Origin of the sequence: Alicyclobacillus kakegawensis NBRC 103104, from assembly GCF_001552655.1 — a bacterium.
Taxonomy (GTDB): Bacteria; Bacillota; Bacilli; order Alicyclobacillales; family Alicyclobacillaceae; genus Alicyclobacillus_G; species Alicyclobacillus_G kakegawensis.
This window is the reverse complement of sequence record NZ_BCRP01000003.1, coordinates 32,416-54,056: the sequence shown is the minus strand read 5'-3', so window position 1 is coordinate 54,056 and position 21,641 is coordinate 32,416. Positions and strand designations below refer to the sequence as shown.

Annotated in this window: 21 protein-coding genes; 20 read left to right on the top strand and 1 reads right to left on the bottom strand. The window is 59.8% G+C overall.

Translation table 11 applies throughout. The features are described 5' to 3' along the window. Nucleotides 1-3: 3 nt before the first annotated feature. The 6 genes from dapA to AK2_RS03035 all read left to right on the top strand — a co-directional run bounded on the left by dapA (nucleotide 4) and on the right by AK2_RS03035 (nucleotide 7,359). A complete protein-coding gene (gene dapA, locus AK2_RS03060) occupies nucleotides 4-891 on the top strand; it encodes a 4-hydroxy-tetrahydrodipicolinate synthase (protein WP_083520800.1) in 888 nt (295 codons plus the stop codon). Nucleotides 892-1,217: 326 nt separating this feature from the next. Next, nucleotides 1,218-2,873 (top strand): ribonuclease J, encoded by a 1,656-nt coding sequence (locus AK2_RS03055; RefSeq protein WP_157076202.1) that lies wholly within the window; start codon nucleotides 1,218-1,220, stop codon nucleotides 2,871-2,873. 198 nt (nucleotides 2,874-3,071) lie between these two features. Further along, nucleotides 3,072-3,830 carry a ClpP family protease gene (locus tag AK2_RS03050; RefSeq protein WP_067931315.1) on the top strand — a complete coding sequence of 253 codons (759 nt, stop codon included), beginning with the start codon at nucleotides 3,072-3,074 and terminating at the stop codon, nucleotides 3,828-3,830. Then, nucleotides 3,827-4,045 (top strand): YlzJ-like family protein, encoded by a 219-nt coding sequence (locus AK2_RS03045; protein WP_067931314.1) that lies wholly within the window; start codon nucleotides 3,827-3,829, stop codon nucleotides 4,043-4,045. Before AK2_RS03050 ends, AK2_RS03045 begins: the two co-directional genes overlap by 4 nt. A gap of 96 nt (nucleotides 4,046-4,141) precedes the next feature. Then, entirely contained in the window at nucleotides 4,142-6,646 is a 2,505-nt protein-coding gene (locus AK2_RS03040) for an FtsK/SpoIIIE family DNA translocase (protein WP_067931312.1), read from the top strand. A gap of 104 nt (nucleotides 6,647-6,750) precedes the next feature. Then, a complete protein-coding gene (locus tag AK2_RS03035) occupies nucleotides 6,751-7,359 on the top strand; it encodes a hypothetical protein (protein WP_067931310.1) in 609 nt (202 codons plus the stop codon). A gap of 30 nt (nucleotides 7,360-7,389) precedes the next feature. Here AK2_RS03035 and AK2_RS03030 read toward each other — a convergent pair whose 3' ends face one another. Beyond that, nucleotides 7,390-7,728, bottom strand: a complete 339-nt coding sequence (locus AK2_RS03030) for a thioredoxin domain-containing protein (protein ID WP_067931308.1) — start codon at nucleotides 7,726-7,728, stop codon at nucleotides 7,390-7,392. Between the two features lie 148 nt (nucleotides 7,729-7,876). Here AK2_RS03030 and AK2_RS03025 point away from each other — a divergent pair, with 148 nt between their 5' ends. The 14 genes from AK2_RS03025 to AK2_RS02965 all read left to right on the top strand — a co-directional run bounded on the left by AK2_RS03025 (nucleotide 7,877) and on the right by AK2_RS02965 (nucleotide 21,443). Continuing rightward, nucleotides 7,877-8,893, top strand: a complete 1,017-nt coding sequence (locus AK2_RS03025; protein WP_157076201.1) for a hypothetical protein — start codon at nucleotides 7,877-7,879, stop codon at nucleotides 8,891-8,893. A 46-nt stretch (nucleotides 8,894-8,939) separates the two neighbouring features. Next, nucleotides 8,940-9,740, top strand: coding sequence for a DUF3388 domain-containing protein (locus AK2_RS03020; RefSeq protein WP_439645075.1), 801 nt, complete (start codon nucleotides 8,940-8,942; stop codon nucleotides 9,738-9,740). A gap of 27 nt (nucleotides 9,741-9,767) precedes the next feature. Next, nucleotides 9,768-10,748, top strand: coding sequence for a helix-turn-helix domain-containing protein (locus tag AK2_RS03015; RefSeq protein WP_067931304.1), 981 nt, complete (start codon nucleotides 9,768-9,770; stop codon nucleotides 10,746-10,748). A 54-nt stretch (nucleotides 10,749-10,802) separates the two neighbouring features. Next, nucleotides 10,803-11,297 (top strand): YajQ family cyclic di-GMP-binding protein, encoded by a 495-nt coding sequence (locus tag AK2_RS03010; RefSeq protein ID WP_067931303.1) that lies wholly within the window; start codon nucleotides 10,803-10,805, stop codon nucleotides 11,295-11,297. Between the two features lie 113 nt (nucleotides 11,298-11,410). Beyond that, nucleotides 11,411-11,989: a CDP-diacylglycerol--glycerol-3-phosphate 3-phosphatidyltransferase gene (gene pgsA, locus AK2_RS03005; RefSeq protein ID WP_067931301.1), complete on the top strand. Its 579-nt coding sequence runs from the start codon at nucleotides 11,411-11,413 to the stop codon at nucleotides 11,987-11,989. A gap of 4 nt (nucleotides 11,990-11,993) precedes the next feature. After that, nucleotides 11,994-13,262, top strand: coding sequence for a competence/damage-inducible protein A (locus tag AK2_RS03000; protein ID WP_067931299.1), 1,269 nt, complete (start codon nucleotides 11,994-11,996; stop codon nucleotides 13,260-13,262). 40 nt (nucleotides 13,263-13,302) lie between these two features. Beyond that, nucleotides 13,303-14,883, top strand: a complete 1,581-nt coding sequence (locus AK2_RS02995) for a DEAD/DEAH box helicase (protein WP_067931638.1) — start codon at nucleotides 13,303-13,305, stop codon at nucleotides 14,881-14,883. 229 nt (nucleotides 14,884-15,112) lie between these two features. Next, nucleotides 15,113-16,162: a recombinase RecA gene (gene recA, locus AK2_RS02990; RefSeq protein WP_067931636.1), complete on the top strand. Its 1,050-nt coding sequence runs from the start codon at nucleotides 15,113-15,115 to the stop codon at nucleotides 16,160-16,162. Beyond that, nucleotides 16,152-16,919 carry a regulatory protein RecX gene (locus tag AK2_RS02985; RefSeq protein ID WP_067931298.1) on the top strand — a complete coding sequence of 256 codons (768 nt, stop codon included), beginning with the start codon at nucleotides 16,152-16,154 and terminating at the stop codon, nucleotides 16,917-16,919. The genes recA and AK2_RS02985 overlap by 11 nt, the downstream gene beginning before the upstream one ends. Nucleotides 16,920-17,133: 214 nt before the next feature. Further along, nucleotides 17,134-17,364, top strand: a complete 231-nt coding sequence (locus tag AK2_RS17600) for a YezD family protein (RefSeq protein ID WP_083520827.1) — start codon at nucleotides 17,134-17,136, stop codon at nucleotides 17,362-17,364. Nucleotides 17,365-17,682: 318 nt separating this feature from the next. Then, a complete protein-coding gene (locus AK2_RS02980; protein ID WP_067931633.1) occupies nucleotides 17,683-18,690 on the top strand; it encodes a sulfonate ABC transporter substrate-binding protein in 1,008 nt (335 codons plus the stop codon). Between the two features lie 4 nt (nucleotides 18,691-18,694). Beyond that, nucleotides 18,695-19,837, top strand: coding sequence for an FMNH2-dependent alkanesulfonate monooxygenase (gene ssuD, locus AK2_RS02975; protein ID WP_067931296.1), 1,143 nt, complete (start codon nucleotides 18,695-18,697; stop codon nucleotides 19,835-19,837). Beyond that, a complete protein-coding gene (locus tag AK2_RS02970) occupies nucleotides 19,834-20,628 on the top strand; it encodes an ABC transporter permease subunit (RefSeq protein ID WP_067931294.1) in 795 nt (264 codons plus the stop codon). The genes ssuD and AK2_RS02970 overlap by 4 nt, the downstream gene beginning before the upstream one ends. Then, nucleotides 20,595-21,443, top strand: a complete 849-nt coding sequence (locus AK2_RS02965; protein WP_067931292.1) for an ABC transporter ATP-binding protein — start codon at nucleotides 20,595-20,597, stop codon at nucleotides 21,441-21,443. The genes AK2_RS02970 and AK2_RS02965 overlap by 34 nt, the downstream gene beginning before the upstream one ends. Nucleotides 21,444-21,641: the final 198 nt, after the last annotated feature.

Here is a 21,641-nt window from a genome sequence, read left to right as displayed (position 1 = left end):
AGCGTGGATTTTGGCCGCATTGTGACCGCCATGGCGACGCCGTTCACGAGTGCGGGGGAGCTGGATGTCGCCGGTTTGGAACGGCTGGTCCATCATCTGTTGGATACGGGTACCACCTGTCTGCTGGCGGCAGGCACGACGGGCGAGTCCCCCACCTTGACCCACGAGGAGAAGCTGCGCCTGTTTGAACACACGCTGCGCCTGGCCGACGGACGGGTGCCGGTGATGGCAGGAACAGGCACGAATGACACCCGAACGTCCATTGAACTGTCTCGCGAGGCCCAGCAGATGGGCGTTCACGGCCTCCTCTTGGTGACTCCGTATTACAACAAGCCCTCCCAGGACGGTCTGTATCACCATTTCGCCGCTGTGGCGGAAGCGGTGGACATCCCCATCATGTTGTACAACGTTCCCGGCCGCACGGCCGTCAACATGGATGTGGAGACGGTGCTGCGTCTGTCGGAAATTCCCAACATCGTGGCGCTCAAAGAGGCGAGCGGGAATTTCAGTCAGATCCTTGAGATCGCGGCCCGCAAACCGGATGATTTTCTCCTCTACAGCGGGGATGACAAGTTTACGCTGCCGATGATGGCTGTAGGAGGCTACGGTGTGGTCAGCGTAGCTTCGCACGTGGTGGGCTTGGAGATCCGGGAGATGATAGACGCGTTCCTGGCTGGGGACCATCGCCGGGCAGCCGGCTGGTCAGGCCGGTTGCTGCCGATATTCGAGGCTTTGTTCCGCACAACCAGTCCTTCGCCGCTCAAGGCGGCGTTGGAGCTGTTGGGCATCCCGGCCGGCGGGGTGAGATTGCCGCTGGTCCCGGCCGGCGAGTCGGTGGTGGAGGAGTTGAGACAAGAACTCATCCGCCTGCGCAAGTTGCCAGAGTCTTGATTCGTGCCACGCTGTAGGCGAGGGGAAACCCTCGCCTTTTTTGTTGGTTGTGATTGCCGATGCGTCCGGGTATAATAGTCTCAACGTGACTGGTGCGGCGGCCTGACAATCGCAAATAAATACGCGTCTGCGCGTTCCGGCAGACGCTTGGGTATTTGTGCGTATTGTACGGAATCGGTGTGCGGCGAGTCGTTTTTGGACACGGCGTATTTTGATGCCCACTTTCGACGCCAGGGGCACAATTCGCAGACGGTGTATTTTTGTGTTTTTTTATGGATCAAGATGTACGAGCTGCAGGGATGGCTCGCAAGTACGGAGGTGCTACGTTGGCGCGTAAGCAAAAATTGACTATCGTCTCGCTGGGAGGAGTCGGCGAGATTGGGAAAAATATGACTGTGTATGCTTATGGGAATGACATGATTGTTGTCGATGCCGGATTGAAGTTTCCCGAAGAAGAGTTGCTGGGGATTGATGCCATTATCCCGGACATCTCATACCTGTTGGAAAACAAGGACCGGGTTCGCGGCATTTTTCTCACCCATGGTCACGAAGACCACATCGGCGGTTTGCCGTACGTCCTGAGGAGTTTGAATGTGCCGATTTACGGCACTCGGTTGACGCTGGGACTGGTCGAGGGAAAGCTGCGTGAACACGGCTTGCTGGATACAGCCAAACTGGTCAACATCGACGGGGACACCGTGATTGATGCCGGCGCATTCAAGGTTTCCTTCTTTTATGTGAACCACAGTATTCCCGACTCAGGGGGATTTGCCATTGATACCCCTGAGGGTCTTGTCATTCACACGGGAGACTTCAAGTTTGACCACACGCCGGTCGACGGCCGGTTGGCGGATGTGCAGAAATTGGCCGCCTACGGAGCGCGCGGAGTGTTGGCGCTGGTGGCGGACAGCACCAATGCCGAGCGTCCAGGGTTCACGCCCTCGGAACGAGTGGTGGGCAAAGCCATTGAGAACATCTTGGCGCAGGCGGACGGGCGCGTAATTCTGGCCACCTTCGCGTCGAACATCCACCGCATTCAGCAGGTGATGACGATTGCTGAACGGATGGGGCGCAAAGTGGCTCCTGTTGGGCGCAGTATGGTCAACAACATCCAGGTCGCCATGCAGTTGGGGTACCTGGACGTCAAACCGAGCACGTTGATTGACGCGGACGACGTCGGCAAACTGCCGCCCGAGCACGTCTTGATTCTATCCACCGGGTCGCAGGGCGAGCCGATGTCGGCTCTGACCCGGATGGCTCGCTCCGCGCACCGCAAGATCGAGATCTACCCCGGAGACACGGTGGTCTTGGCCAGTTCTCCGATTCCGGGGAACGAGCGGGCGATTGCGCGGACGATTGATCAACTCTTGAAGATTGGCGCCCATGTCATCTATCAAGGGGTGCATGTGTCCGGCCACGGCAGTCAGGAAGAGCTCAAGTTGATGTTGAACCTGGTACGGCCGCAGTATTTCCTGCCCGTGCACGGAGAGTACCGCATGCAGCTGCGCCACGCGGAACTGGCGGAGGCGACCGGGGTTCAACCCGAAAACATCTTTATCGTCGATTTGGGCGATGTGGTCGAGTTTGACAACGGCCGCGCCCGCTTGAGCGGCAAGGTCACAGCCGGCATGGTGTTGATTGATGGTCTCGGAGTCGGGGATGTCGGCAACATTGTACTGCGGGATCGCAAACTGTTGTCGCAAGACGGCATCCTGGTTGTGGTTGTGACGCTGTCGAAGACCGCCGGCACCATTCTCTCCGGCCCGGATATCATTTCGCGTGGTTTTGTCTACGTGCGAGAATCGGAAGCCTTGCTTGAGGAAGCCAACAAAATTGTGGCGTCTACGTTGACGAAGATGGTAGCGGACAATATCAGCGAGTGGTCGTCCCTGAAGACGGCGGTGCGCGACGCCTTGGGGCGTTTCCTGTATGAGCAAACCCGCAGGCGGCCGATGATTCTGCCTATCATCATGGAAGCCTGAGAGAGTTGTCCCGGGTATGAGGCGGCCCAAGCGGGCCGCTTTTTGCATGCGCTGGTGGCTTCCACCCCATACTAGGTCCTGAGTAGCCCTTTGTCGCAGGGGTGACAAGTAAAGGGGTGGATCGACATGACGTATGGGGACGTGGGGGGTAGACCTGCCGCTGCGGCGGGAGGAGCGCCCAATCAACAGGCATCGAGGATGGGCGGTGAGGCGCAGCCCGCCCCGGTCGCGCCGGATGCACAGAGTCCCAATCCGGAAGGGGTCGCCAATTCCATCGCCTCGTTGGGGCAGTCCGCTCCCGTGCAGGCGGATTCCAACATTTATTGCCTGACGGTCATCGGGCAGATTGAGGGACACCTCGTCCTGCCCGCGCAAAACAAGACAACCAAGTACGAACACATCATCCCGCAGCTGGTGGCCGTGGAGCAGAACGAAAACATCGAGGGACTGTTGCTCATTCTCAACACAGTGGGGGGAGACGTGGAGGCCGGGTTGGCAATCTCGGAAATGGTGGCCAGCCTCAGCAAACCGACCGTGTCGCTGGTCCTTGGCGGTGGCCACTCCATCGGCGTACCGATTGCCGTCAGTACAGATTACTCTTTTATCGCGGAAACCGCTTCGATGACCATTCATCCCATCCGGTTGACCGGCATGGTCATCGGCGCCCCCCAATCATTTGAATACATGGAGCGCATGCAAGAGCGGGTGATCCGCTTTGTCGTGCAGCACTCCCACGTCAGCGAACCTGTGTTTCGCGATCTGATGCTGAACACGGGCGAACTCGCGCGCGATATCGGGACCACCGTAGTCGGATCGGACGCGGTGCGCTACGGCCTGGTCGATGAGGTCGGCGGCATCGGCAAGGCGATGGCCAAGCTTGAGCAGCTGATAGCGGAGCATAAGGCCCGTCAACCGGTGGCGGAGCTGGCAGGGCCTGCTTCGGGGGTGATGCAATGAGCCTGTTTTGGAGCATCGTTCCCTTCGGCGCCGTGATGTCTGAGTTGGACGAGGTCAGTCCGTACTCTGAGTGCGACTTTCAAGGCGTGCACCTGTTGGTGACTCCCACAGGCACGGGCAAGGCGCGGATTGAGCGCGTCCTGAGCCCGTGTCCCCAGGATTACCTGCGGCCGGACCTGCGACCGGGGACCGAGATTCCATACCACGGGGGCTGACGGGCAAGCGTTGGCGGCCGATTGGCAGGAAATGCACCTGCACATCGCGAAATAATGTCCGAATGAGTGCCGGACGGCACACAGGAGGGCGCACAAGTGGGTAAGAAACAGCATAGGCAAGAAATTCTACGCTATGAATTGACCGGCATGGCGCTGCTTTCTCTCAGTGCCCTGGCCTTGGGTCGACTGGGAAAAGTGGGTCAATATCTGGATATTGCCTGCGTCTGGATTGCCGGTTCGTGGAGTTTTTTGCTGCCGGTGTTTGTGGGGTACGCGGCGGTGTACACCATGGTGCGCCGGACGACCTTTCCTTGGCATCATCGCCATATGGGGCTTCTGGTCTTGTTCATCACCTGGCTGACCGGGATGGAGTACTCGTTTTATCAAAACGTCGCCAAGTTTTATCCATCCGGAAATGTCCCCTTGTTTTCGGCCACCATCACGGCCATCAAGCAAATGTGCCGGCTGGTTGTCGACCCGGCCGCAGTTGACCCGTCGCAGGTCAGCGGAGCCGGCGGTGGGCTGGTCGGGTATGCGTTCTTCTCGGTCGCCTATTATTTGTTCTCGGGCACTGGGACCTTGTTGGTGTTGGGCGTCGGCGTAATCATCGGCGGAGCGTTGGCCACCGGCGTCTCCTTGGTCACGGTGGTGCGGCGCGGCACCGACTTCATGGAGCAGCGTTTGGAAGGGGTTTGGCGAGGTACAAAAGGTTATCTCGGCTTGTTGTTTGGTCCGGATCCACAACACCCTCGCGGTGAGAGCAGACAGCGAAAGAAGAAAATCCAAGACGAAGACGGAAGCTCGACCGGTCGTGGAGGCAGCCGGAAGCGGCGGCGCCAAATGGCGGCGGTGGCAGGGGGAGAGTTTTCAGAGCCCCCCTTTACCCCTGACGAGGCGGCGTCGTTCGGCGACCCGTCCGAGACGGACAGGCGGCCGGTGGTTCACGATTTCGCGGCCAGACGACGGGCCCAACAGGATGTCGAAGCGGCGCGGGAGGGGCCCGTGGTGGAGCAGGTGGGGAATCAGATCATCATGCGCTATCCCGATCCGCCCGTTTCCACTTTACAGCCGCCGCCGGGCAAGGCGGCGAAAGTGTCGCCGCAACCGGCAAGCCGTGCGGAAGGCGACACAGGCTACCCGGTCGGTGCGCCGGTCCGGGACGAGAACTACCAATTGCCGCCGCTGCGGCTTTTTAAACTGCCTAAAGGCGGCAAGAGCGGGTTCAGTCACAAGGATGCGCAGGACAACGCGCGCAAGCTGGAGATGACTTTGGAGAGCTTCGGCGTGCATGCAAAGGTTTTGGAAATCAGCCGCGGGCCCACAGTCACCCGCTACGAACTGCAGCCGGCCATTGGCGTCAAGGTGTCGCGCATCGTCGGGTTGGTGGACGACATCGCGCTGGCGCTGGCGGCGCGCGACGTCCGCATTGAAGCGCCCGTGCCGGGAAAGTCGGTGATTGGGATTGAGGTGCCTAACGCGGAGGTGGCCATCGTCACGTTGCGCGAGGTGCTGGAGGCGCCTGAGTTTCAGGACGGCGACAGCAAACTGGCTCTGGCGCTGGGGCGCGACATTGGCGGCGCCGCCATCGTCGGCGATCTGCAGAAAATGCCTCACCTGCTGGTCGCCGGAGCCACCGGATCAGGCAAGAGTGTGTGCATCAACGGGATGATTGCGTCCATCTTGATGAAGGCGAAGCCGCATGAAGTCAAGTTGATGATGATTGACCCGAAAATGGTGGAGTTGACTGTGTATAACGGGATTCCGCACCTGCTGGCGCCGGTGGTGACGGACCCACGCAAAGCCGCGTATGCCCTGAAAAAGGTTGTGCTGGAGATGGAGAATCGCTACCGCGCGTTCGCGGAACGCGGGGCGCGGGATATTGAACGGTACAACCAGATGGTGCAGGGGGAAGGGGCGGATCCGCTGCCGTATATTGTGGTGATCATCGACGAATTGGCTGACCTGATGATGGTGGCGCCGGGGGACGTGGAGGATGCGATTTGCCGCATCGCCCAGATGGCGCGGGCCGCCGGAATTCACTTGATTGTGGCGACCCAGAGGCCTTCGGTCGACGTGATCACCGGCTTGATCAAAGCCAATATTCCGAGCCGCATCGCCTTCGCTGTCTCCTCAATGGCCGATTCGCGGACCATTCTCGACATGGGTGGGGCGGAAAAGCTGCTTGGACGCGGCGACATGTTGTACCTGCCGGTGGGCGCCTCGAAGCCGGTGCGGGTGCAGGGGGCGTTTCTCTCCGAGGAAGAGATTGAGCGCCTGGTGGCGCATGTCAAGCGGCAGCAGGAGGCGGTATACACCGTCGATTTGAATCAGCCGGACGACATCGCCGGCGAGGCGGAGGAGACCGGCAACGATGTGGACGACCTGTTCGTGGACGCGATGGATCTGGTTGTGGACACGGGCCAGGCGTCGGTGTCCATGGTCCAGCGGAGGTTTCGGGTCGGATACTCGCGGGCGGCCCGAATCATCGACCAAATGGAGCAGCATGGGCTCGTCGGACCGTTTGAAGGCAGCAAGCCGCGGGAGGTGCTCGTCAGCAAGGAGCAATGGGTAGCGGTCAGAGAGTCGTTTCGTCGCCGATGAGGAGGCATGGATGTCCCACCGGGGTCATACAATGTACGGCACGCGGATGGGGATGACTCCTCCATCTCGGTTGTGCCATGGACAAGCGGTGAGGGGGGCGTTCCATGCCTTTGCTGTCCCAAAAAAGCCGTGGATTGTGGCTTGGCGGTCTGGGGGGGTTGCTGGTGGTTGCGACAGTGCTGGGTGTCGCGGGCGGCGACTTGCGGTCGATGATGCATAAGCTTGTGGCGCCGAATGCGCCGGCGCCATCGGTGCGGGCGGATGATGCGGCCGAAGGTGAGCAGGCTTCCACTGTGCGCGATGTTCCAGATTCGGTGGTAGCCGCGGTGGCGCAGCACGTAGGCACAATTCAAGGGCTGGACGAGCTGGTGGTGCTCCCGCGGGGAAATGATTACTTGGTGTCGGCCACGGTCAACGTGGGGGATGGGGATCCAGGGGCCGAGCGGGTCAAGATAGCGGATGACGTGCAGACCTTTTTCGCCGGGATCTTCGCCAGTGACAAGAAGGTCCAGCAAGGCGAATTGTCGTTTCTGTCGGAGGACGGGGAGATCGTGGCCAGTGCCGGATTGGGACGTCGTGCCTATCAAGGGATGAGCGTGTCCACCATGGGTAAGAATGGGATTGGGTTTACGGAGCAGATGAACCGCTCCGAGGATGACAGCCAGGGAGCGAACGCGTGCTGGTTCCAGGTCGATGTCAACCGCCTGCCATAGGACCGGCTTTCCGACGGCCATACAAAGCGGTCAGCGCCGCTTCGTATGGCCAAACATATAGGCGTGGGAGACGCCGATGTCGCGGCGGCGCACTTCCCGCATCAACGCCCGCACTAAAGGCTGATGCCCCGTTTTCATCAAAACCTCAATGATGGTCTGGGTGGTGAAGGGTTCATCCAAAGACTCCACAACCTCTGGATTTTCTTCCAGGTGTTCCAGCCATCGGTCGTCGAACTGCTCTCCTCTTCGTTGTCGGTAAGCACGCTGGTACAGGTCCTTCACGGTGACCGGGAGGTTGAGCGCCTCAAGATAAAAATTGAGTTGATACAGTGCCTTAGCTACGGACAGGTGTTCTCCTGAATGCGTCATGTATGGCCACCTCTTGCCTTCATTATCCCGGTTTGTCGACAGAAAGGCAAGGACATTTCCGAAATACACGGTACCTGGAACATGGTACAATATGCAGCGATGGCTGAGGACAGCGTGTCGTAGAACCGTTCGATAAGGGGTATGCCGATTGCAACGCGGGTTCAAAATTCAGACAACACTCCTTTTGGGAGCCTGTGTATGCCTGCTTGGCGCGGGCGGATGCGGGGCTCCTGACCTTAAGACAATGCATCCCAGTGTGGCGAAACAGGCGGCGATGGTGTACCTGGTCGGTCATCGGCTGCCGCATTGGTCGGAAAATCAGGTCTTGGCCCTGCAGTCTTCCACCGGTTTGGTCGTTGCGGCCACATCGTTGACGGATAGCGGCCAGGTGCTGTCGCGGGCGCGCGAACTGCTCCGCCGTACAGCCGATAGGCCGCCTTTGTTGGTGGTGGTCGCGGAGCAGCCGCCGAGCGCAGATTTTCTGTCGTTCCTGCGCCGGCACCAGGCCCTCAAGGTGGAGTGGATCTGCCGCAGCGCGGCACCGGTGCGATTGGACAACCTGCGACAGGTGGTGGACAATCAGCGGCTGGCGGCGTATGCAGCCGGTTGGCTGGCCGGATCTATCGTCATGCACAGTTCCTCCCGTCTCCCGGCGACTGTCGGTTGGTACGTGACTGGGAGCGCGCCGTCGGCTGCGCTCGGCCAGACGTTCCTCGCCGGCTTATACAACGGGGACACAACGGCGCGGGTGGTTGCTGTGCCCGTGAACCGTTCGACAGGGCTACCGGGAGTGGTGGTCGTGTGGGGAGATGTTCCGGCCAAGCTTCGGCAGCAGGCTCTTCTGTCGGGCAGCCTGCTGGTGACCCCGCTCGGGCAAACTCCATCGGTGGACCCCGTGGTGTTGGCGTTGCCTCCCGTGTCGGCACTCACTGCCGATTTGCGAGCGTATAAGGAGAACAAGTGGCGTCCCGGTGTTCAACAGGTGGACAGAGCACCCCAGATTGAGGTTGACCCCAGTGCCGTGCCTTCGAGTATGATTACAGATCTGCAGCAGGTTCAGGCGACGCTTGCAGCCCAGCCGACCATCCCGGAGCAACAGTGGCGGGCGATCAGCGCGGAAGTGAAGCAGAAGTGGCAGGCCGATCTGGGCATCCCGAGCGCATGATCCCGTATGGCTTTTGGCAATCTACTGGGAAGGAGTCTGAATCCGCGTGTCGAATGGGAATACAGATAGCGCATCGGTCGTGCACGAATTCTATCTGCAGTACCACATCCGCAACAACCGTCCCGGGCTTCTCGGCGACTTGGCCTCCCTGCTGGGGATGTTGGGGTTTAATATCGTGCAGTTAAACGACTTGTCGGAGGAAAGCCGAGGTTTCCTGTTGCAAACCGCCCATCCGGAGAATGTCGAGGTATTACGCCATATCTTCAGTTGCCTGGAGGATGTGGAGTTGGCGGGACTGCGTCCGCCGTCGTTGCGGGATCGGATGTCACTTCGGCACGGACGGTTTATTGAACGGAGCGATACGGAAGCCCGAACGTACCGGTTTGTGCGTGATGAATTGGGCGTCTTGGTGGACTTCCTGGGCGAGATCTTGAAGCGACCGGGGCACCAAGTGATAGGGTTTCGTGGGCAGCCGCGTGTGGGCAAGACGGAATCGATAGTCGCCTCCAGCGTGTACGCCAATAAACGGTGGACCTTCATCTCATCCACTTTGCTCCGGCAAACGATACTCAACGACCTGCCCAACGAGTACTGGCGCGGCGAGCGGTTTGTGTACATCATCGACGGGGCTGTATCCACGCTCCGCGGCGGGGAGCAGCACATGCGTTTGGTGGAGCAGGTGATGGCGATGCCGGCTCCCATCGTGATTGAGCACCCGGACATCTTTGTGCGGCATTCTCGCTTCGGCTGGAACGTGTTTGATTTGTTGATTGAACTTCGTCATCAGCCGGATGAGCAGATCCTGTACGAAGAGTATGAACGAGAGGCGGCGAATTGGCAGGAATAGAGGCTCATGACGTCTGGAGGGTTTGGCATGCGCGAGTTGGGCGAGACGTTGCGTCGGCGGCGCGAGGAATTGGGGATGGACTTGGATCAAGTCGAGCGGATGACGAAGATACGCAAACGCTACCTGTCTGCCATCGAACAGGGGGATTGGAGCGCTTTGCCTGGGGACGTATATGGGCGTGGTTTTGTCCGCAGCTACGCGGAAGCTCTGGGGCTCGACGGCTTGGCGTTGCTGCGCCAAATGGATGAGCGCCGCGCACGAGTGGCTGTCCCCATGGACGGTTGGACGACAGGGGGCGCGGATGACTCGACTGCTTCACAGGGGAGTCCATTTGTCGCTCAAGGGGAGCGGGAGGACGACGTGCCCCCCGCCAGGTCGCATCCGGTCGAGGCAGAACCCAGGCGTAGGGCGCCCGTTCGCGACTCCCGTCCGCGCAAAGCGGGCATCTCAATCCCCAGTGGTTCTGGACAGGCGGCCATCGTGGCGGCCATATTGGTTGTGCTCGGGGCCGGGTGGTGGTACCTGAGTCATGCGCACGGACACGGCACGCCGGAGCAGGCAGTACAGAACACGGCCGCAGGCGGCCCCCATCCCACCAACACCACCTCCTCAGGCAGCCATCAGCCGAAAACGGACCACCGTTCTTCCGCCCACAAGCGCGGGGCGAAGCCGACGCCGCCTTCCAAACCGAGCGTGAACATTACAACGGAGCCCTACCAGGGCGGCGTGCAAAGGTATCTGGTGCAAGCCAACGATCCGTTGACCGTCCGCATCCGTGCGGTGACATCCCGCTGCTGGACGCAGGTCACCGCCGATGGCAAAGTGGTGGCAAGCAGTGATATGGTGGAGACGGGGCAGGACCGCACATGGCACGCGCAGTCTTCTTTGAACATGGTCCTGGGGGCTGCGTCCGCGGTGCAGCTGCAAATCAATGGGAAAGCGGTCAAGCTGCCGGATGTCAACGGCCGGGTAGTGGTGCAAATCGTCAAGTCTGGCTCTGCCGGCTGACGCGCCGGACGTGTCTGCATTTTTGTTTACGGGAGTTGGACGGGAGGGGTTTATATGGCGAAGGAAGCATCGTTTGATGTGGTCTCCAAGGTCGATATGCAGGAAGTGGACAACGCTGTCAACCAAGCGAACAAGGAGCTGTCGACGCGCTTTGACTTCAAGGGGAGTCGCAGCCGCATTGATTTTGACGGCAAGGAGATCACCATCCTCGCGGATGATGAGTATAAACTCGCGGCCGTGTTCGACATCTTGCAGAGCAAGTGTGTGAAACGCGGGGTGTCGCTGAAAGCTCTCCAGCGGGGCAAAGTGGAGCCGGCGAGCGGTGGCGCCGTGCGGCAGACCGTGACCGTGCAGCAAGGGATCTCGCCAGACGTCGCCAAGCAAATCACGAGGATTGTCAAAGACAGCAAACTCAAGGTGCAGGCGTCCATACAGGGGGAACAGGTGCGCGTCTCCGGCAAGAGCCGCGATGACCTGCAGGCTGTCATTCAGCGCCTGCGCGAAACGGACCTTTCTGTCCCATTGCAGTTTGTCAACTTTCGTTCATGACTGCGTACGCGTCTGCCTGGGTCTACTTTGACTGCTTTTTTGTGAGTAGGCTATACTGAGTGCGGTGAGCACGGCGCGGAAAGTGCGCAGCAAGGAATGGGGCGTGGGTACGATTGAATCTGGCTAACCGGATCACGATAGCCAGAATTTTCTTTGTGCCGGTCATCGCGTTTCTACTTTTGGTCCGCTTTGACTTTTGGTCCTTCACCATCAATCATCGGACAACAACGGGCAGTGAGATCCTGGCTGCGCTTGTGTTCATGCTGGCGGCGAGCACAGACGGGATCGATGGATATATTGCAAGGAAGCAGCAGATAATTACTAATTTTGGAAAGTTTTTGGATCCGTTGGCTGACAAGCTGCTCATCTCGGCGGTGCTCATCAGTCTCGTGGAGATGCAGCGTCTGTCCGCCTGGGTGGCCATCATCATCATCAGTCGCGAGTTCGCTGTGACCGGGTTGCGATTGGTTGCGGCGGCGGACGGCATTGTCCTGGCCGCGTCGAAACTTGGGAAGTTAAAGACCCTGTCCCAGGTGATTGCGATGGTCGCTTTGATTGTCAACAACTTCCCGTTCTCGCTGATCCGGTTTCCGTTTGATGCCTTGATGGTTTACGTAATGGTCGTGATGACGGTGGTCTCGGGAATTGATTACTTCGTCAAGAACAAGCACGTCATCGACGTGAGGGGTTGATTGTGTGCGGGACAGCGATGTTTGTCGGGCTGAGCACATTGCGGTTGGCAGCGAAATTCTGCTTGGTCAAATCGCCAATGGACACGCGCAGACAATCTCTTTGGCCCTTGCGGAACAAGGGTTTTTTCTGTTCTACCACACCGCGGTCGGCGACAACCGGAAACGCATCATCGAGGTGTTTCGGCAGGCGTCGCAGCGTTCCAACACGGTGATTGTGACCGGCGGATTGGGGCCTACCGAAGACGATTTGACGAAGGAAGCGCTGGCCGAGTACTTGGGCCGGCGGTTGGTTCTCTCTCAGTCTGCCCTGGAACATCTGGAATCCTATTTCCGCGGCCGCGGGCGACCGATGCCGGAGCAAAACCGCAAGCAGGCGTTGTGCATTGAGGGCGGCGAATTGATTCCCAACCCCAATGGGACAGCACCGGGACAATACATTTGTGCGCATGGCGTACACTATTTTTTGTTGCCCGGTCCGCCATTGGAAATGAAGCCGATGTTGGTGACATCCGTGTTGCCGAAACTGGCGCAGGTGTTCCCGAACCGGCAGTTGATTCGCTCCCGTGTCCTTCACTTCTGTGGCATTGGGGAATCGGATGTGGATGCGCAGATTTCGGATCTGCTGGCGCAAGCGAATCCCACCTTGGCCCCGTTGGCGGGGGAGGGGGAAATGCTGTTGCGCATCTCCGCTGCGGCAGACAATGAGAGCGCCGCTTGGGCGTTGATTCAGCCGGTGGAGGACGAGATTCGCCGGCGCTTTGGGGCGTACATTTACGGTGTGGACGAGGAGACGCTGCCGATGGCGGTCGGCCGTCGCCTGAGCGAGGCGGGGTGGACATTGGCCTTAGCGGAAAGTTGCACGGGTGGACTGATATCCTCTATGATAACGGCGGTGCCAGGAAGTTCGGCGTACTTTCAAGGCGCTGTAGTCGCGTATCAGAATGAGGTCAAACGGGCCGCTCTCGGGGTCGAGGAGGCCACGCTCGGCGCACACGGGGCCGTTTCAGAGCAGACTGCGGCCGAGATGGCGGTGGGCGTCAAAGCGCGGCTGCAAGCGTCAGTCGGGGCCGCCGTCAGCGGTGTTGCGGGGCCAGGGGGTGGGACTCGCGAAAAACCGGTCGGTACGGTTTGCGCCGCTGTGGCTTGGCCGGGCGGGGTGTCGACCTGGACCATGAACTTGCGAGGTTCCCGGGAGCAGATTCGCATCCGGGCCGCCAAGCGGGTTTTGTGGGAGGTATACCGCCGCATCGGGGATGGCCCGTCGGAGGAATGAAGCCGACTCCCAGATGGGAACAGCAGAGAAAGGTGAGAACATGACGTCATTTACGGATCTACCGCTGAGCAAGCGCGTCCAGGACGCGATTAACGACATGGGTTTTGAAGAACCTTCGCCGATTCAGGCTGCGTGCATTCCGCTCGTCCTGAAGGGGCGGGAAGTGATTGGACAGGCACAGACCGGTACAGGGAAGACAGCCGCGTTTGGTATTCCGATGGTGGAGATGGCGACAACCGATAGAGCCGTGCAGGGGCTGGTGCTCACGCCGACACGTGAGCTGGCCATCCAGGTGGCCGGTGAGTTTCGGAAGATCGCCAAGTACAAACGGATTCGCACCTTGCCAATCTACGGTGGACAGTCGATTGTCCATCAAATCCGGGCCTTGCAGCAAGGTGTGCAGATTGTGATTGGTACCCCGGGGCGCGTGCTGGATCACCTGCGCCGTGGGACGCTCAATCTGAACCATGTGCGGATGGTCGTGTTGGACGAGGCGGACGAAATGCTCGATATGGGTTTTATCGAGGACATTGAAGCCATCCTCTCCGAGACGCCGGAAGAGCGCCAGACGCTCTTGTTTTCGGCTACGTTTCCAGCTGCGGTCAAGCGGCTGGCCGGTCGGTATATGCACAATCCCGAGCACGTGACCGTCAACCGCGGCGAGGTCACGGTGCCGATGATCGATCAGGTGTACTACAAAGTTCTGGAGCGCAACAAGCTGGAGAGTTTGTGCCGCATCATTGACAGCGAAGAGGTCTCGTTGGGCATCATTTTTTGCCGCACCAAGCGCGGCGTGGATGAGTTGACCGAAGCGCTGTTGGCGCGTGGATACCTGGCGGACGGGCTGCATGGAGACTTAAGCCAAACGCAGCGGGACAGGGTCATGCGCAAATTCCGCACCGGCGACATTGAACTGCTCATCGCCACCGATGTGGCCGCGCGCGGCATCGATGTCGAGAACGTGACACACGTCATCAACTACGACCTGCCTCAAGACCCAGAATCCTACGTGCACCGCATCGGCCGGACGGGCCGCGCGGGCAAGCGGGGGTTGGCGATATCCTTGGTGACCCCGCGCGAGTTCAAGCTGCTGAAGCAGATTCAACGGGAGACCGGGGCCAACATGGAGGGTCGCGACGTACCCACCCTGGCAGATGTGGCGGAGAGGCAGGCGGAAATGTGGCGCGAGCGGTTGGTGGAGGCGATTCAAGAAGGCGGTCTGGCCCACTATCGCGCCATCCTGGGCAAGGTGGTCGACGATTTTGATCCGGTCGATGTCGCCTGCGCGGCTTTGAAGCTGGCTTCTGCGGGCGAGATGCAGGGGCGCGAAGAGGATGACTACGATTTTGGGGATACAGGCGCCAAGCCCGGGATGGTTCGATTCTTCGTCAACATTGGCCGCGCCGCGCGGATTGGACCTTCCGATTTAGTGCGGACCATCTCGGAAGAAGCGGGAATACCCGGACAGGCTATCGGAAAGATCGATATCTTCGACCGCTTTACTTTCGTGGAAGTGGAACAAGAATCGGCTCCTTTCGTGTACGAGGCGTTGCGTCACAGCCGCATCAACGGTTCGCGGGTCAACCTGGAGCCAGCCAAACCGCGCAGCCGCATGCGCTGAATCTGGGGATGCGAGGCCTAGTGTCTGCGCAGGACGCATCTGCGCACCCGGTAGGGGTGCGGATGCGTCTTTTTATGCGTTGGAGGGGAACAGGTGTTTGCATAAGCATCAGGAATTGATACAATAGGCAACAGGAGAATCATCAGTGGGTGTCGAAAACGGGTGTACGAATGATGGGAACGCTGAATCCGGGCAGCAGGATGGCGGACCAGACAGGATGGTGGCAATGATGAACGATAAACGGGCGGCCCTGGAGATGGCCTTGAAAAAGATTGAGAGGGACTTCGGCAAAGGGTCTGTCATGTGGCTGGGCGAGGCATCGGCTTCCATGAATGTGGAGTCGATTCCGACAGGCTCTATCGCCCTGGATATAGCGCTAGGCGTCGGCGGGTTTCCGCGTGGGCGAATCATCGAGATTTACGGTGCCGAATCTTCCGGCAAGACGACGGTGGCGCTGCATGCTGTGGCAGAGGTGCAGAAGCGGGGTGGACAGGCGGCTTTCATTGATGCGGAGCACGCGTTGGATCCTGTGTATGCGCAAAAGCTGGGCGTGAACGTGGACGAGCTGTTGATTTCGCAGCCGGATACAGGCGAGCAGGCGCTGGAAATTGCCGAGGCGCTTGTGCGCAGCGGCGCTGTGGACATCATCATTGTGGACTCGGTGGCAGCTTTGGTGCCCAAGAATGAATTGGAAGGGGACATGGGCGACTCGCATGTGGGTCTCCAGGCTCGGTTGATGTCCCAGGCGCTGCGGAAATTGGCTGGCGCCATCTCGAAATCCAAAACGATAGCCATCTTTATCAACCAGATCCGCGAAAAGGTTGGCGTGATGTTCGGGAATCCGGAAACGACTACCGGCGGCCGCGCACTGAAGTTCTATTCCACCATCCGCTTGGAAGTGCGCCGTGCGGAAGCGTTGAAAATCGGGAATGACATCGTAGGCAGCCGTATGCGCATCAAAGTGGTCAAGAATAAGGTCGCGCCGCCGTTTAAGCAGGTGGATGTGGACCTGATGTTCGGTGAAGGCATTTCGCGGGAGGGCAGTCTCATCGACATCGGCACGGAGCTGGATATCATTCAGAAGAGCGGCGCGTGGTATTCATTCCAGGATGAACGCTTAGGCCAAGGACGGGAAAATGCGAAGCAATTTCTGAAGGACCACGCCGATATCGCAGACAGCATCGAACAGCAGATCCGTGCCCACTTTGATCTAAACCCGGCCCCGATTGCTGTGACTGCGGCCGACGATGATGATGAGGGATTCACGTTTGAAGAGTGAACAGGATTCACAGCGGCCTGCGCCGCAGATTCCCGTAAAGCGGGAGCCCGACTCTGCGGAAGCTGCGCTGCCCACAGCCGGTTTCTGTGAGCGCCGCGAGTGGAAAATCGCCTCTGTCTCGGAAGTGCCAGGGCAACCCGATTGGCTCCGCGTACATTTTGCGGATCGGCCGGATCTTGTCGTGGCGCTTAGGGACTGGGTGGATGGCGGGTTCAAGGTCGGCCAGACTGTCGACACTCAGGCGCTGGCGAAAATTGAGTACAGTGCCCAGGAATTGGCCGCTTTTGAAGCGGCTCTCCGCTATTTAAGACGGGCGCACACGGAAGCGGAAGTGCGAAGCCATTTGTGGCGGAAGGGGTACTCGGCGGATGCCAGGGAGGGGGCTATTGCCCGCCTCAAGAGGATGGGCGCTATCGACGATGAGGCTTATGTAGCCCGCTTCATCGAGGTGAAGGCGCGCCGCATGAGCCGCAAGGAATTGTCCTGGAGGCTGCGGCAAAAGGGCGTAGAGGGGCAGGTTATGTCTGCCCGCATGGATGACGAGCAGACCCGGCAAGCGGAGGAGGACACCTGCCGGAAGCAGGCCCGAAAGTATTGGAATCGCTTGAAAGACCCCGATCCGTCGGTGCGGGCGCGCAAACTGGCCGCGTATTTGGGCCGCCGTGGTTTTCCGGCGGATGTGTGCCGTACGGCTATCCGCGAGCTCCTCTCGCGCACAGATGTTGACTCTTTGGATGACGATACGGATTGGCCTTAGCGCGTGACCTTGAAACTCGGCCTTGGGGCCGGTTTTTTTGCTTTATTATCGGTGGATGGCGCTTTGCCGTCGTGTTCGCGGCGAAAAATCGCGGTTGACATCCCCCGTTGGGGTCGCTATATTCAAGGTACGGAAAACCCATAATCCGTATATAATTAGTGCGGATTTGGCGGCGTGAGAGGATTTCACCGAGACAGGTGGTGACGTGGAGAGGATGGCGGCCTCCTTTCATCTTGATGACGAGTGGAAAGACCGGATTGCCGCGAGTCTAGACGGGATGCGATTCGGCACAGTCGAAATTACGGTGCACGAGGGTCGCATCGTTCAGATTGAGCGGAGAGAGCGCGTGCGGTTTGACGCCTCGGGCACAACCCGTTCCCCCGCCGCAACCACAAGGGCGACAGCGGGAACCAGACCCTCCCGCGGGAATTCTCCACCACCGTAAAGTGATGTCTCAATCCGGTTGCTGTGCGTACTGTTTCCATCTTCATAAGCCGATCGGACCACCGAAGGCTCTGGCTGCGCTGGCGAATAGCGCAAAATCCAGGGCTATTTTTTGTGTTCTTTTTGTGTTCGTGGAAGTGGTGCTTACACACGTGTGGCTGTGAGCCGGATGCGCTGGTCAGTGCGGGTCGCTGGGGGCGGTGGACCCATGGTGAAGCTTCACCGGCTGGCAGGCGACCGAGGGTGCGTGAAGGAGGGAACGATCTTGACACGATTCAAAGCTAGGTTCGGAATCCCGCATCACGGATGGCGACTCGGCATGGGGGTACGTCGAGCCGTCACGCGTCTCGCAGCCGCGCTGTCCGTGCTGGGCCTGTGCGCGGTGGTCTCCGCCTGCGGCACCGCTGGCGGCAATGAACAGGCGGCAAGCGCAGCGTCGAGCAGCGGTGCGGGTACGGGCGGCGTCATCCACATCGGCTACCAGAAATACGGAACGTTGAACATCCTGAAGGCCCGAGGCACTTTGGACAAGGATTTGAAGAAAATGGGATACCGAGTCGACTGGATCGAATTCCCAGGCGGCCCGCAGCTGCTTGAGGCCATGCGCTCGGGTAGTATCGACATCGGACACACCGGGGAGGCGCCGCCCGTGTTTGCGCAGGCGGGCGGTGTCTCCTTGGTCTATCTGGCCCACGAGCCCGCCAGCCCGCACAGCGAGGCGATTCTTGTGCCGAAAGGTTCTCCGATTCATACCTTGTCCCAGTTGAAGGGCAAGAAGATTGCCCTGAACAAAGGGTCCAACGTGCACTACCTGCTGGTGAAGTTGTTGCAAAAGGCCGGCTTGAAATACAGCGACATTCAACCGGTCTACCTGGCGCCGGATGAGGCGCGGGCAGCCTTTCAACGGGGCAGCGTGGACGCGTGGGCCATCTGGGATCCGTACTTCGCCGTGGCCCAGTCGCAGCTGCACGCGCGGGTACTGGCGGACGGCGAAGGGGTGGTGCAAAACCACGAATTCTATTTGGCTTCCCGTACCTGGGCGCTTCAACACCAAGACGTGGTGAAGGTTCTCCTGAGAGACCTGTCGGAGACGGACGCTTGGGCCAAAACTCACCAAGCCGCGCTGGCGCGCCTGCTGGCTCCGCAGCTCGGCATCGACGAGAAGACGCTGCTGGTGGCGGCCAATCGCCGAACATACGGTGTGCAACCGATGGACAAAAAGACGATCCAGCAGCAGCAGGACATCGCCGACACGTTTTACCGCCTCGGTTTGATTCCGAAGTCCATCCATGTCGCGCAAGCTGTGCTTCCCAAAAATGGAGGGTGATAGTATGGACGTGTTTTGGTGTATCCCCACCCACGGTGACGGGCGCTACTTGGGAACCCAATATGGTGGACGCAGCGTGGATCTGGTGTATGCGCGACAAATTGCCCAGGCTGTCGATGCCCTGGGGTACAGCGGTGTGCTTTTGCCGACCGGCCCTTCCTGTGAGGACGCATGGATTACGGCTGCGGCGTTGATGACGGCGACGGTGCGCCTGAAGTTCCTCGTGCCCCTGCGGCCGGGGCTCATGTCTCCTGTATTAGCAGCCCGTATGGCTGCTACTTTTGATAGATTGTCACAAGGTCGCTTGCTGCTCAATGTGGTCACCGGAGGCGATTCGGCCGAGCTCGCGGGGGACGGACTGTTCTTAGGACACGATGACCGGTACCGGCTGACGGCGGAGTTTCTCGCCATTTGGCGGCGGGTGATGTCCGGCGAAACGGTGGATTATCAAGGCCGTCATCTGCGCGTCGAAGGCGCCAGGCTGCTCTTTCCCTCACTCGTGTCCCCGCATCCGCCGCTGTATTTTGGCGGATCGTCCGCGATTGCGCAGGAAGTGGCGGCCGAACACGTGAATGTGTACCTGTCCTGGGGTGAGCCCCCACGCCAGGTGGAGGAGAACATTTCCCGCGTGCGTCATTTGGCGGAAGCCCGCGGCCGGCGCCTGCAGTTTGGTCTGCGGGTGCATGTCATCGTCCGCGAGACGCAAAAAGAAGCTTGGCGCGCTGCGGAGGAGTTGATTCAATACTTGGACGAGGAAACGATAGCCCAAGCGCAGCGGGTGGTTGCCCGTTACGACTCGGAGGGACAGCATCGGACGGTGCAACTGCACAGGGGCAAGCGAGCGCAGCTGGAGATCAGCCCCAACCTGTGGGCCGGTGTGGGATTGGTCCGAGGCGGTGCCGGCACCGCGCTGGTTGGCGACCCCGACACGGTGGCCGCCCGCCTGGATGAATATCGTGAATTGGGAATTGACACATTTATCTTCTCCGCTTACCCGCATTTGGAGGAAGCGTATCGTGTCGCGGAACTGCTGTTCCCCAAGCTGGGCATCAAATCGGGTCTAGGGACGCCTCGGTTGCAGGGGCCTTTCGCGGAGATTGTAGCCCATGAGCAGATACCTGCCCCCATTTCGGAGGTGAACTCATGAACAGACGGCTGAGCGTGCGGGTTCTTGCGACGCAGCGGCCAGCCGGATTGGCCGTGGTGGCCTTCGTGATCCTGGCCTGGCAGGTGGCGGGGACCAGGGGATTGTTGCCAGAGAGTGTGCTGCCGACTCCCTGGCTCGTCCTGAAGGCTGGGGTGCAGTTGGCGAAAAGCGGTGTGCTCGCGAGTGACTTGGCGGTCAGCGCGGGCCGGGCGTTTCTCGGGCTGGCCATCGGTGGCAGTGTAGGGTTAGTGTTGGGGCTCGTCTGCGGTGTGTTCCGGATAGCCGAAACCCTGTTGGACTCGCTCTTGCAGATGATCCGGACCATCCCACACCTGGCGCTGTTGCCGCTCGTGATTCTGTGGTTTGGCGTGGGGGAAGTGGCGAAGGTCTTTCTTGTGGCCCTAGGGGTCCTGTTTCCTATGTACTTGAACACCTACCATGGCATCCGTTCGGTGGACCCAGGATTGATTGAGATGGGAAAGATTTACGGACTACGCACCTTTGCGCTCTATCGCCGAATCATTTTTCCAGGCGCGCTGCCGTCTATCCTGGTCGGGCTGCGTTACGCCCTTGGCATCATGTGGACCACGTTGATTGTGGCAGAAACGATTGCGGCCAACAGCGGCATCGGCTACATGGCGATGAACGCGCGTGAGTTTATGCAGATGGATGTGGTGGTCTTAAGCATCGTGCTCTACGCGCTGCTGGGGGCACTGTCTGACGTGGTGGCGCGCATGCTGGAGCGGAGGTGGCTGAAATGGCATCCACAGTTCCTGAACGCCGCTTCTTGAATGACGGTGGCAACCGGGATTCAACAGGCGCCCGAGTTGAGGTTGACGGTATCGTCCGCCAGTTTGGCGCGAATCGGGTGCTCAACAATCTGGAATTTACGGTGGAAGCCGGCGAATTCATCGCGGTGGTTGGAAAATCGGGGTGTGGCAAGAGTACGCTGTTGCGCATCTTGTCCGGCCTCGACAAACCCAACAACGGCGCGTTGCGGGTGGACGGGCAAAGGATTGACGGGCTGACGCCGCGGACACGCGTGGTGTTTCAAGATGCGCGGTTGTTGCCATGGCAGCGTGTGGTCGATAACGTGGCTTTAGGTCTCCCGGCTGAACGCCGGCACGAGGCCGAGCAGGCCTTGGAATGGGTGGGGCTGGCTGACAAGGCGTGGGAGTGGCCGGCTCGGTTGTCGGGCGGACAGAAACAGCGCGTGGCCCTCGCCAGGGCTCTGGTGTGGCGCCCGCGTCTGCTGCTTATGGATGAACCGCTCGGGGCGCTGGATGCACTGACCCGCCTTGAGATGCAGCGGTTGATTGAGCGCACCTGGGTGGAACGGGGATTTACGGCCATCTTGGTCACGCATGACATCTCAGAGGCGGTGATGCTGGGGGATCGAGTGCTTTTGCTGGAGGCAGGAGGCGTGGCTATGGATGTGCGCATCGACTTGGAGCGGCCGCGACGGCGGACGGAAGCGTTTGACAGGTTTGAAGAGGCCATTCTCTCCCGCATCCTTGGGCGCGAGGCGTCGTACCCTGCAAGCCAGGGAGACGGGGAACCGGAGACGGGACGGCCCACGCCGACACCGCTGGCTGCTCAAAGTTGACATCCGCTCTGATGCGTCTCCATCTCGCGTCGTGCCCATTTAGGAGGGCGGTTGTGGCGGCCGTTTCCACGGTTGGGGACGGCCGTTTTCCTCACCTTGACATCCCTTCCCATCAAAATATAGAATGAAAATGCGTATCATTTACGGCCTCTAGCTCGAACTGTGGTGTCGCCATGGCGTACCTGCTTGCGTGGCGGT

What these genes read in the sequence shown, in the direction of transcription:
- AK2_RS03035 (WP_067931310.1), top strand. Translation starts at nt 6,751, where the DNA reads ATGCCTTTGCTGTCCCAAAAAAGCCGTGGATTGTGGCTTGGCGGTCTG.
- AK2_RS03045 (WP_067931314.1), top strand. Translation starts at nt 3,827, where the DNA reads ATGAGCCTGTTTTGGAGCATCGTTCCCTTCGGCGCCGTGATGTCTGAG.
- AK2_RS03015 (WP_067931304.1), top strand. Translation starts at nt 9,768, where the DNA reads ATGCGCGAGTTGGGCGAGACGTTGCGTCGGCGGCGCGAGGAATTGGGG.
- AK2_RS03010 (WP_067931303.1), top strand. Translation starts at nt 10,803, where the DNA reads ATGGCGAAGGAAGCATCGTTTGATGTGGTCTCCAAGGTCGATATGCAG.
- AK2_RS17600 (WP_083520827.1), top strand. Translation starts at nt 17,134, where the DNA reads ATGGCGGCCTCCTTTCATCTTGATGACGAGTGGAAAGACCGGATTGCC.
- AK2_RS03050 (WP_067931315.1), top strand. Translation starts at nt 3,072, where the DNA reads ATGGGCGGTGAGGCGCAGCCCGCCCCGGTCGCGCCGGATGCACAGAGT.
- AK2_RS02995 (WP_067931638.1), top strand. Translation starts at nt 13,303, where the DNA reads ATGACGTCATTTACGGATCTACCGCTGAGCAAGCGCGTCCAGGACGCG.
- ssuD (WP_067931296.1), top strand. Translation starts at nt 18,695, where the DNA reads ATGGACGTGTTTTGGTGTATCCCCACCCACGGTGACGGGCGCTACTTG.
- AK2_RS02980 (WP_067931633.1), top strand. Translation starts at nt 17,683, where the DNA reads ATGGGGGTACGTCGAGCCGTCACGCGTCTCGCAGCCGCGCTGTCCGTG.
- AK2_RS02970 (WP_067931294.1), top strand. Translation starts at nt 19,834, where the DNA reads ATGAACAGACGGCTGAGCGTGCGGGTTCTTGCGACGCAGCGGCCAGCC.
- AK2_RS02965 (WP_067931292.1), top strand. Translation starts at nt 20,595, where the DNA reads ATGGCATCCACAGTTCCTGAACGCCGCTTCTTGAATGACGGTGGCAAC.
- recA (WP_067931636.1), top strand. Translation starts at nt 15,113, where the DNA reads ATGAACGATAAACGGGCGGCCCTGGAGATGGCCTTGAAAAAGATTGAG.
- AK2_RS03030 (WP_067931308.1), bottom strand. Translation starts at nt 7,728, where the DNA reads ATGACGCATTCAGGAGAACACCTGTCCGTAGCTAAGGCACTGTATCAA.